The following is a 7,996-nucleotide window of genomic DNA, read 5'->3' as shown; positions in this document are numbered from 1 at the left end:
GCGGCCGCCTGCGCTGCCCGCTGGCGATCGCCCTGCCGGCGTTGCAGGCGCGGCTGGATCCGCAGCGGATCGAGGCTGCCGTGCCGGCGATGACCGAGTGGCCGGCGCAGGCGGCGCCAGTGGGCGAGTAGGCGCCGCCTACCTTGAGCGCTTGCGTGAGCGGAGCGTTACGCCTCGACACCTTTGGCGTTGGAAGTGACTGGCGGTCATCGTCACGCGCGTCGCGACTGAAGTCGCTCCCACAGGGGCGTGCGGCGAGCCCGCCGGGTGCACTGTGGGAGGGACTTCCGTCCCGACTGCAGACGGCCTGAGAGGACCAGGCAGGTCTTTCGTGCACTTCATCGCGAACATCGCCCGCCGTCACGGATCCCTCAGCGCGGAAGGTCGATCATCGCGGTTCCCACACGCGTCTGCGCCTGCGTGCGCCGCGCTCTTTGCCAGGACCCCGCCATGTCCCCGACCCACGCCGCCGCGTTGCCCGACACCATGACCGCGATCGAGATCCGCCAGCCCGGTGCGCCCGAGGTGCTGGTGCCGGTGCGCGTGCCGCTGCCGCATCCCGGGCGCGGCGAACTGCTGGTGCGGGTGGCCGCGGCCGGCGTCAACCGGCCCGACGTGATGCAGCGCCAGGGCAGCTATCCGCCGCCGCCGGGCGCCTCGCCGCTGCCGGGGCTGGAGTTCGCCGGCGAGGTGGTCGGCCTGGGCGAGGGCGTGGAGCGCTACCGGTTGGGCGATCAGGTCTGCGCGCTGGTCGCCGGCGGCGGTTATGCCGAATACGCGGTGGTGCACGAGCGCAACGCCCTGCCGGTGCCGGCGGCGCTGAGCCTGACCGAGGCCGCGGCGGTGCCGGAAACCTTCTTCACCGTGTGGACCAACGTGTTCCAGCGCGGCCGCCTGCAGTCCGGCGAGACCCTGCTGGTGCACGGCGGTACCTCCGGCATCGGCAGCGTCGCCACCCTGCTCGGACGCGCCTTCGGTGCGCGGGTGATCAGCACCGTGGGTTCGGCCGACAAGCGCGCGGCCAGCCTGGCGCTGGGCGCGGAGGCGGCGATCCTGTATCGCGAGGAAGACTTCGTCGCCGAGACCAAGCGCTTGACCGAGGGCCGCGGCGCCGACGTGATCGTGGACCTGATCGGCGGCGACTACCTGGCGCGCAACTACCAGGCCGCGGCGCTGGACGGGCGCATCGTGCAGATCGGCATCCAGCAGGGCAAGGTGCGCGAACTGGACCTGATGCCGCTGCTGGCCAAGCGGCTGACCCATACCGGCTCGACCCTGCGTCCGCGCTCGGTGATGGAAAAGGCGGCGATCGCGCGCGAACTGGAGCAGCAGGTGTGGCCATTGCTGGCAGAGGGTCGCATCAAGCCGCAGGTGGACCGCTGCTTCCCGCTGCAGGAGGCAGCACAGGCGCACGCGTTGATGGAGTCCAGCGCGCATATCGGCAAGATCGTGCTGGTGACGGACGCGCGGTGAACCGGGTATCGGTCGTGGCGACCCGCCTGCCGTCGTAGGAGCGGCGCGCTTCGGTCGCGACAGGCAGCCGGTGCAGGCACCGGCGCGCCCACACGGCACGCGTGACCGCGCCCGCCGCTGGCCCGGTTCAAGCACCGCGCCGTATAGTGCGCCGCACGCGCGGTGGTCCGCGCTTGCCCGTGCCGGTCCCTGCGTGCGCCTGCTGCCCCGTTCCGCGTCGTCCTCTTTCCTGTTGCGTTACGCCCTGCTGCTGTTGTGGCTGTGCGCGGCGGTGGCGTCGGCCCAGCCGCAGGACGCCGCCGACGCACCGCCGGACCCGCAGACCCTGCTGGACAACGCCGCAAAGTCGCTGAAGGACGCGCGCGGCAAGGAAGTGGATGCCGGCAACCAGGCCGCCTTCCAGGACCTGGTCACGCAGGTCTCCGACGCCTCCAACGATGCGCAGACTGCCGCCGATGCGCTCTCGCAGCAGTTGGCGCAGGTCAATGCACGCCTGCAGCAACTCGGTGCGGCCGCCACCGGCGACTCCCCCGACATCGTTGCGCAGCGCAAGGCGCTGACCAAGCAACGCGACAGCCTGGACTCGGGGGTCAAACGCGGCAAGTTGATGGTGGTGGAGGCGCGGCAGTTGGCCGACGAGATCGAACGCGCGCGCGCCGAGCATTTCAGCCAGGAGCTGTCGCTGCGCTCGCCGTCGCCGCTGTCGCCCGCGCTGTGGAAGCAGATCGCCGCCGATTTCCCCGACGACCAGGCCAAGCTGCTGGCGCTGTACACGCTCGGCATGCAGTCGCTGCAGGACGCGATCGCCGAGCATGGCAGCGGCGCGCTTGGCGTCGGCATCGCCATCGCGCTGATCCTGCTATTCCCGCTGCGCTACCTGCTGCGTTGGCTGGGCAAGCGCTATGCGGTGTCGCGCGCGCCGGGCAGTCGCCTGCGCCGGTCGGGTCTGGCGATCTGGTTCCTGCTGCTGGGCACGTTGACCCCGGGCCTGGCCGCGCTGGCCCTGGCCGAGGCGCTGCGCAGCATCGATGCGGTGCCGGAGCGCCTGGACGCAGTGCTCAACGGCTTCGTGGTGGTCAGCTTCGCCGCGGCCTTCATGGGCTCGCTCGGCGCCAGCGTGCTGCTGCCGAACCAGCCGAGCTGGCGGCTGTTCCCGATCGACGACGCCACCGCGCGACGCCTGCGCAAGTACACCTGGGCCACCGCGGCGCTGGCCTGGCTCAGCAGCATGCTGCTGGTGATCAACCAGGCCGCGCGCACCAGCGACTCGGCCACCGTCGCCGCCGACGGGGTGATCGCGCTGGTCTACGGCGTGCTGATCCTGGCCACCCTGACCAGCCTGTCGCGGCTGCGCCGGCGCCAGTACGCCGAAGCGGCGGCGCAGGCCCTGGCCAACGCGCAACCGCCGCCGCCCGGGCAGCACGGCGGTGCGCTGGCGTTGATCGGCGTGCTGGTCAAGGTCGCGGTGGTGGTGGCGCTGCTGGCGGCGCTGCTGGGCTATCTGCACCTGGGCCTGTTCATCACCCGGCAGATCATCTGGATCACCATGATCGTCGGCGCGATCCGCCTGCTGATGACCTTCGCCGACGACTTCGCGTTGTGGCTGTTCGCCAGCGAAGGCCGCATCGGCCGCGCCGCCAATGGCGCGTTCGGGGTGCGCTCGAGCAGCCTGGAGCAGGCCGGGGTGCTGACCTCGGCACTGATACGGGTGGTGCTGTTGCTGATCGGCGTCGGCGCGCTGTTGATGCCGTTCGGCACCAACGTCTCGATCGTCTCGGACTGGTTCTCGCTGCTGTCCGATGGCATCCGCCTCAGCGACAAGGTGGTGGTGTATCCGGGCGCGATCGCCCGCGCGGTGCTGGTGCTGCTGCTCGGCCTGGGCGTCATGCAGTACCTGCATCGCTGGCTGACCCAGACCTACCTGCCCAAGACCGAACTGGACGACGGCTCGCGCAACTCGATCAGCACGGTGGCGCGCTATGTCGGCATCATCCTGGCGGCGTTGTGGGCGCTGGCCGCGCTGGGCATCGGCCTGGAGCGGATCGCGCTGGTGGTCAGCGCGCTGTCGGTCGGTATCGGCTTCGGCCTGCAGTCGATCACCCAGAACTTCGTGTCCGGCCTGATCCTGCTCGCCGAGCGCCCGGTCAAGATCGGCGACTGGATCAAGATCGGCGACCAGGAAGGCGACGTGCGCCGGATCAGCGTGCGCGCCACCGAGATCCAGGTCGGCGACCGCTCCACCCTGATCGTCCCCAACTCCGAACTGATCACCAAGACCCTGCGCAACATGACCCTGGCCGGGCCGCTGGGCCGGGTGCAGATCCAGTTCGCGGTGTCGCTGGGCACCGACGTGGTCAAGCTGCGCGCCATCCTGCTGGAACTGTACGCGTCGCATCAGGGCGTGCTGGACGACCCGGCGCCGTCGGTGTTCATCGACTCCATCGCCAACGGCCACGTCACCCTCAACAGCTTCGCCTACGTGGCCTCGCCGCGGCTGACCTACGGCACCCGCAGCGAACTGTTCTTCGCCCTGCTGCAGCGCCTGGCCGAGGAGGGCATCGCCCTGGAGTCGCCGCAGGAAGTGAAGCTTCTACGCGACCCTCAGGCGTAGCAGGGATTCGGGAGTGGGGATTCGGGATTGGTGGAGCGCGAAGCGACTTTGGCCGCCAGCTACCGGTGCTGCAGGTCGCAGCTGAAGCCGCTCCTGCGATTCCCCATTCCCGATTCCCCACTCCCGGCTTCTAGCGCCTCCCGCGCTCCTCGCGCGCGCGGATGCGTCGGTCGAACAGCACGGCGCTGACCACGATACCCAGGCCCAGAATCACGCCGAGCAGGAACAGCACCATCGCGATCGCCGGGTAGCCGAACAGCTTGCTGCCGGTGTCGATGCGCATCATCTGCGTGGAGGCCAGGATCAGCGCGGCGGTGACGATGCCGGCGGCGACGCGGTTGGCGATCTTCTGCAGGCTCTCCATCAGCCGCGATTCCTCCAGCCCGGCCACGCGCACCTGCAGGCGGTTCTCCGCGGCCAGGGTGAGGATGTCTGAGATGCGGCGCGGGCCTTCGCGCAGCAGCGCCTGCAGCTCCATCGCCTCGCTGGCCAAGTTGGCCGCCGACAGCGACTTCTTCAGCCGCGCGCGCATCACGTGCTGCAACTGGTCCTCGACCACTACGCGCGTGTCCAGGTGCGGCGACAGCGCCCGGCACACCGCTTCCAGGTTGAGCAGGGTCTTGCCGAGCAGGCTCAGCTCCGGCGGCGTGCGCAGGCCGTAGGCGGTGGCGATGCGCACCAGGTCCAGCACCACCCGGCCTTCGGACATGGCGTCGTGCGCCGCGTAGCGGGCGATCATCTGCCCGGTCTCGCGCTGGTAGCGCTCCTCGTCGAAGTCCTCCAGGCGCGTGCTGAGCGCGATGGTTTCCTCGGCCACTTCCTCGCCGCGGCCGTCGACCGCGGCGAACAGCAGCTTGAGCAGGCGCTCGCGCAGCTTCGGCGGCACGTGCGCGACCATGCCCAGGTCGAAGATCGCCAGGCGTCCGTCGGCGAGCACGCGCAGGTTGCCCGGATGCGGATCGGCGTGGATCTCGCCGTGCACGAACATCTGGTCCAGGTAGCCGCGCACCAGCGCCGCGGCCAGGTCGTCCATCGGCTGCTCGGTGCGGCGCAGCCCGGAGATCTTGTCCACGCGCACGCCTTCGGCCAGCTGCATGGTCAGCACGCGGCGGCTGCTCAGGTCCCACACCGGCTGCGGCACCCACAGCTGCGGGAACGGCCGCAGGTGCTCGCCGAAGCGCGCCAGGTTCTCGGCCTCGGCCTCGTAGTTCAGTTCGGCCAGCAGCGCCTTGCCGAACTCGGCCAGCCAGTCGGCGAAGCGGATGCGCCGGCCCAGCCCGGTCAGCTTGTCGGCGGCGCTGGCGAAGCTGCGCAGCACCTCCAGGTCCGCGCGCACCTGCGCGGCGACCTCGGGCTTCTGCACCTTGATCGCCACGGGGGTGCCGTCGCGCAGCGCGGCGCGGTGCACCTGCGCCAGCGAGGCGCTGCCCAGCGGGGTGTCGTCGAAGGCGGAGAAGGCCTTGTTGATGCCGACGCCCAGCTCGGCCTCGACGATCTCGCGGATGCGTTCGCTCGGAATCGGCGTGGTGTTCTCCTGCATCCTCTCCAGGGCGGTGGCGAACTCCGGCGGCACCACGTCCGGGCGCGTGGACAGCATCTGCCCGAGCTTGACGAAGGTCGGGCCCAGCGCCTCCAGATCGGTGACGAACTGTTCCGGCGTGCCTTCCGGCGGCAGCTCGTGCTCGCCCTGGGCGGTCTCCATGTCCATGCCGGAAAACACCCCGGAGCTGCGGTAGCGCAGCAGCAGGCGCAGGATCTGGGTACGGCGGCTGAGGCCGCCGACCACGTGCGGCGTGGCCGCAGCGTCGGGCGTCGCGCTCAAGGTGGGCTCCGGGCAAGGATGGGCGCGATCGAGTGTGGCGACGGCTGGGTCGTCGCGTGGTGAATCCCGCTGCGCGTCGTGGATCGCAGGTGCGCGGGCGTAGTGCCGGCGGCAAGGTCGGCGACGGCGCTGTCGGCCAGCCCGGCGGCGGCCGTTGCTGGGACGACGCACCCACGGCGTATCCTGCCCCGCAACGAGAGCCAGAGAACAGCGCGCAGTGCAGCAGGGTGAGTGGCGATGGCGGTGAGCGGGCAGGGATGCAACGGACGGTCGTGGTGCGTCGACCGATGGCAGATGACGCCAGCCACGCGACGTGCTGCACCGGCACCTTGCCTGTTCGGCAGGGCTCTCGACCGATGAGGTGGCGTCGGCTCGCGCTGCTGGCGGCTGGGGTGGTCGTGGTGCTGCTGGTGGCGGCCTGGCTGGGCGAGGACGGCGGCGGCATCGCCACCGAGGCGCGCACGGCGCTGCGGGCGCTGGCACGCGCGCTGTTCTGACGCGCCGAGGTCCGCTGGCCTCTGGCCGGCCGCCACGGCCGGCCTTACCCTTGGCCTCCGTTGCCCGTCGCCAGGAACGCCACCATGTCCTGCATCGTCTCGCATGCCGTTGGCCATGCCCGTGTGCTGTCGGCGCGTGCACGCCTGGCCTTGCTGCTCGTGCTGTTGTCGTCGATCGCGACCGCGACCGCCGCGACGCAGACCCAGCGGTATGCCGGCGACGACTTCGACGCCAAGGCCTTCGCCGCCAGCACGCACCGCCGTTACGACCTGCAGGACTTCTCCGATCGCTACCGCGCCACCTTGGAGATCGAGGACAGCGGCGAGGTGTTCCGTCCCGGCATCGTGCGCGTGTTCGCCCGCGGCAACGCCACGCCGCTGCTCGAGGTGGCCTCGCCGGAGTTGGTGCTGGACACCGATGCGAAGAGCGGCAAGGTCAAGGCCAATGTGCACGAACTGCCGTACGGCGAGCAGAGCGTGCTGATCTACGACGATTTCAATTTCGACGGGATCAAAGACCTGGCGGTGATGGACGGGCAGAACAGCTGCTATCACGGCCCGTCCTACCAGGTGTACCTGGGCACCGCCGACGGCTTCGAGGCCGATGCGGACTTCACCGAGCTGGCGCAGAGCAATTGCGGCCTGTTCGAGGTGGATGCGCAGGCGCGCGAACTCCACACCATGACCAAGGACGGCTGCTGCTGGCACCAGTTCGCGACATACTCGATCCGCGATGGCGCGCCGCTGCTGGAGAGCGAAACGGTCGAGGACGCGCGCGGCGACGGGCCGGGCCTGGCACAGGAGACGGTGTACCGCGACCGTGCCGGCAAGCGCGTGCCCGACATGCACTACCTGTGGGACGAGGAAGGCGAGACGATGGTGGGTCAGCGCAAGATCCTGCTCGAGTTCCGCCTGGCGCCGGCTGGCAAGCGCATCGTGGTGTTCGCCAATGTCGGCGACGGCGCAAGCGGCGCGCCGTACTACGCGGCGCTTGGCGCGCAGCAGCGGGTGGATCTGCTGTATCCGGACGCGCAGGGCGAGGCGATGGACTACGACGCCGACCGCCATCTGCTCAGCTTCGCGCGTGGCGACACCACCTACCGCATCGTCGGCAACGCGCAGGGCGTGCCGCAGCGCATGGAGGTGGTGGTGCGCGGCAAGACCCAGCCGCTGACGCTGCAGCCCGGCTCGGTGCACGGCTCGCTGCAGGCGGTGGCGCAGGTGCTGGAGGCGGCGTCGGCGGAGTAGGGAGCGACGGGGCATTGCTCCGAAGCAGCTGGCGATTCCGGCTTGCGCGCGTCGGGACTGAAGTCCCTCCTACAGTGCGCTCGGACAGCTCGCCGCAAGCCTTGTACGAGCGGCTTCAGCCGCGACGGGCGTTCCCGAACACGCCTGCCGCCCCGATTGACCCATACCTGCCTCGCACCGCATCGGCCGACCCGACCGGCCGCTTCACCGCCACGCCGCGAACGCCCGCGCCACCGCTTCGGCGCCGGGGTCGATCACGTCGCGCAGTGCGTCCGCGGGCACCGCAGCAGCACGGCCGGCGCCGGCGCGGGTGAGTTGGGCGGTGGCATCGGCGCCTGCGCGGGC

General features: G+C 70.6%; 5 protein-coding genes. 4 read left to right on the top strand and 1 reads right to left on the bottom strand.

What is annotated here, in order from left to right:
• Positions 1-450: 450 nt before the first annotated feature.
• Both D588_RS0106065 and D588_RS0106060 read left to right on the top strand, forming a co-directional pair.
• Positions 451-1,473, top strand: coding sequence for an NAD(P)H-quinone oxidoreductase (locus D588_RS0106065; RefSeq protein WP_026143431.1), 1,023 nt, complete (start codon positions 451-453; stop codon positions 1,471-1,473).
• A gap of 232 nt (positions 1,474-1,705) precedes the next feature.
• Entirely contained in the window at positions 1,706-4,084 is a 2,379-nt protein-coding gene (locus D588_RS0106060) for a DUF3772 domain-containing protein (RefSeq protein ID WP_017915348.1), read from the top strand.
• A 130-nt stretch (positions 4,085-4,214) separates the two neighbouring features.
• Here D588_RS0106060 and D588_RS0106055 read toward each other — a convergent pair whose 3' ends face one another.
• Entirely contained in the window at positions 4,215-5,906 is a 1,692-nt protein-coding gene (locus D588_RS0106055; RefSeq protein WP_017915347.1) for an AarF/UbiB family protein, read from the bottom strand.
• Between the two features lie 356 nt (positions 5,907-6,262).
• Between D588_RS0106055 and D588_RS28155 the strand changes: the two genes are divergently transcribed.
• Together D588_RS28155 and D588_RS0106045 are read left to right on the top strand one after the other, a co-directional pair.
• Positions 6,263-6,403, top strand: a complete 141-nt coding sequence (locus D588_RS28155; RefSeq protein ID WP_017915346.1) for a hypothetical protein — start codon at positions 6,263-6,265, stop codon at positions 6,401-6,403.
• A gap of 84 nt (positions 6,404-6,487) precedes the next feature.
• On the top strand, positions 6,488-7,651 hold the full coding sequence (locus tag D588_RS0106045) for a hypothetical protein (protein WP_017915345.1): 1,164 nt from the start codon (positions 6,488-6,490) through the stop codon (positions 7,649-7,651).
• The last annotated feature ends 345 nt before the right edge of the window (positions 7,652-7,996 follow it).

Origin of the sequence: Xanthomonas sp. SHU 308 (genome assembly GCF_000364645.1) — a bacterium.
GTDB classification, from domain to species: domain Bacteria; phylum Pseudomonadota; class Gammaproteobacteria; order Xanthomonadales; family Xanthomonadaceae; genus Xanthomonas_A; species Xanthomonas_A sontii.
This window is presented reverse-complemented; position numbering and strand designations above follow the sequence as displayed.